The sequence below is a fragment of the Immundisolibacter sp. genome (assembly GCF_028696615.1).
In the GTDB taxonomy this organism is placed as follows: domain Bacteria; phylum Pseudomonadota; class Gammaproteobacteria; order Immundisolibacterales; family Immundisolibacteraceae; genus Immundisolibacter.
In genome coordinates this window covers 1-3,051 of the sequence record NZ_JAQVGQ010000277.1, presented here as the reverse complement: position 1 = coordinate 3,051, position 3,051 = coordinate 1, and the positions used below count along the sequence as shown (strand labels likewise).

The window sequence follows — 3,051 nt, the reverse complement described above, 5'->3', positions numbered from 1 at the left end:
CAGCAGACGGCCGAATTGCAAAAGTCCGGCGTTGCTACGGCAAAGCTTGGCGCAGAAAGCGCGCGTCTCGGCAGCCAGCTTGAGAAGCTGCGCGAGCGCACCGAGGCGCTCACCCGCGCCCAACAAGCCCAGGCCAGCAATCTGGAGCAGCGCAGCGCCTACCGCGCCCAGCTGATGGATGCGGTGGCCTTGGGCGGCGCGCTCTATGGCCTGGTAAAGCCGGCGGTTCAGTTCGAGTCGGTGATGGCGGATGTCAAGAAGGTGGTGGACTTCGACACGCCGCAGCAGTTTGCGCAGATGTCGAAAGACATTCTGGAACTGTCCACGCGGATACCGATGGCGGCCGACGGCATCGGCGCCATTGTGGCGGCGGCCGGTCAGGCCGGCATCGCCCGCGAGGAGTTGCTGCGCTTTGCCGAGGACGCCGCCAAGATGGGCGTGGCGTTTGACCTATCGGGCCAGCAGGCCGGCGCCGCCATGACGGGTCTGCGCTCGATCTTCGGCCTCACCCAGGACGAGGTGGTGAAGCTCGGCGACGCCATCAACCACCTGTCCAACAACATGGATGCCAAGGCATCCGACTTGTTGAACATCGCCAACCGCGCCGGATCGACGGCGAAGCTCTTCGGGCTATCCGGCGCGCAGTTGAATGCCCTGGGTGCCACCTTCCTGGCGCTCAAGACGCCCCCCGAAGTCGCCGCCACCGGTATCAATGCGCTGCTGCTCAAGCTCGCCACCGCCGACAAGCAAAGCGGTGAATTCCAGCAGGCATTGGCGCAGCTGGGCCTGAGCGCGAAAGAGCTAAAGAAGGACATCGCGCGGGACGCCCAAGGCACGCTCATCAACTTCTTGGAAGCCGTCAAGGGCGCGCCGGATGTCATGGGCACGCTCTCCGACCTGTTTGGCGCGGAGTACTCCGACGACATCGCCAAGCTGGTCGGCTCGCTGGACACCTACCGGCAGGCTATCGGCCTGGTGGCCGACGAGACCGCCTATGCCGGCTCGATGCAGCGTGAGTACGAGGCGCGCGCGGCCACCACGGCCAACAACCTGCAGCTGCTCAAAAACCAGATATCCCGCCTTGGCATCACCATCGGCAACGCGCTGCTGCCGCCCCTGAACAGCCTCTTGGGTGCGCTGATGGCCCCCATCGGGGCCTTGGCGCAGCTGGCCGAGCGGTTCCCCGTCGTCACTCAAGTGGTGGTGGGCGCAACGGCCGCCGTCGTGGGGTTCAAGATTGCCACCATCGGGCTGGGCTACGCCTGGACGTTCGTCAAGGGGGCGTTTCTGGCGGTCAACACGGCCATCGCATCGGTGCGCGCGGGGCTGGCGCTGCTGCAGGTGCAGGCACAGGGCGCAGCGGCCAGCTCGGGCCTGCTGGCGCTGGCCTGGAGCCGGCTCAAGGTCGGTGCGCTGGGGCTCATCACGCCAATCAAATCAGCGGCGATGGCGTTCTGGTCGATGCTGCCCGCCATCGGCGCGACCACCGCCGCCTTGCTCGCCAACCCGATCACGTGGATCGTGGCGGGCATCGGCGCGGCGGTCGCGGGTCTGGCGCTGGTGATCCGCAAATACTGGGACCCCATTGCCGCCTATGTGGGTGGCGTGTTCCAAGGCATTCGCGCCGCAGTGCAGCCAGCGATCACCAGCTTGACCACGGCGCTGGCGCCACTGGCACCCATCGGTCAGGCGGTCGCGTCGGTGTTCGGATTCATCGCCGATGGCGTGAGCCGGGTGGTCGGCTGGATCGGTCAGCTGCTCGCGCCGGTGACGCTCACCCAGGACGAGTTCAACGGCTTGGCCAGCTCGGGCCGGTCGCTGGGCGCAGTGATCGGCAGCGTGTTGAGCACGGCGCTGCTGGCGATCACCGCGCCGCTGCGCGCCATCGGCGCGCTGGTCACGTGGGTGCGCGACGGTTTTGCGGCGCTGTCAGGCGTATGGCGATCTATCGCCTCGATCTTCGCGTCGCCCGATCCGCTGCTCGCCTTGCAAGCGTCGCTGGGGTCGATGCTCAGCCATCTGCGCCAGATGGCCGCGCAGTTCGCCGACGTGGGCCGCGCCCTGCTGCAAGGCCTGGCGCGCGGCCTCCGCGAGGCGGCGCAGCAGGCCGTGGCCGCCGTGGGCGAGGTCGCCGCCAAAGTGCGCGATCGCTTCAAAGCGATGCTGGGTATTCGCAGCCCATCGCGCGTGTTTGCCGCGCTGGGCGGCGCGCTGTCACTCGGCCTGGCGCAGGGCGTGGCGGCCGCCGGGCCGCAGGCGGTGGAAGAGGTCGGGCGGCTGGCGAAATCACTGCAGGCGGTGCCGCTCACGATCCCATCGCCCGAGGTGCAACTGCCGCAGGCTGCGGCACTGACGCTGCCGTCGCCCAATCACCCCTCGGCGGAATCTGCCATGCCGACAAATTGGGGCGCTGGCCGGCCATTGATGACCACGACGTCAACGGCTGCCGCAGCAACCGCTACGCACTCGATCCACTTCGCGCCGCAGATCACCATCTACGCCCCGCCGGGCAGTGATGCGCAGTCGATGGCGTCCGACGTCGAACAGCGTCTGCGCCGCCTCATCCACGACGCGCTGCGCGGCAGCCGCGCGGCGCTGCACGACTAAGAGGAAATCGCATGGCCGAGCGAGTGATGATGGCGCTGGGCCCCTTTCGCTTTGAAGTGGGGCAGGCGACGTATCAAAGTCTGGCGATGCGCCAGTCGTGGCGCTGGCCCGAGCAGGCGCGCATCGGGCGCGAGCCGGCGCTGCAGTACACCGGGCGCGAGCCCATCGAAGTCACGCTGTCCGGCACGCTCTACCCCAGTTTCGATGGCGGACTCGCGCAGGTCGAGCAGATGCGCGAGCTCGCTGACAAGGGCGAGCCGCTGCAGCTCGTCGACGGTCTCGGGCGCGTGTGGGGCGCATGGGCCATCGTCGAGGTCGGCGACACCCGCAGCGTGCTGATGGACGATGGCCAGCCGCGCCGAATTGCGTTCGAACTCAAGCTCAAGTCGTACGGCGAAGACAACATCGTCACCGATATCAGCGGCGGCTGGAGCCCGTTTGCCG

Annotated in this window: 2 protein-coding genes; both read left to right on the top strand. The window is 67.8% G+C overall.

Annotated elements, in window-relative coordinates; all coding sequences use genetic code 11:
• Positions 1–2,607: phage tail tape measure protein (locus PHC73_RS13140; protein WP_300129152.1), on the top strand; the 2,607-nt coding region annotated here is incomplete at its 5' end.
• Positions 2,608–2,618: 11 nt separating this feature from the next.
• A partial coding sequence (locus PHC73_RS13135) for a phage tail protein (RefSeq protein WP_300129149.1) occupies positions 2,619–3,051 on the top strand: 433 nt, incomplete at its 3' end.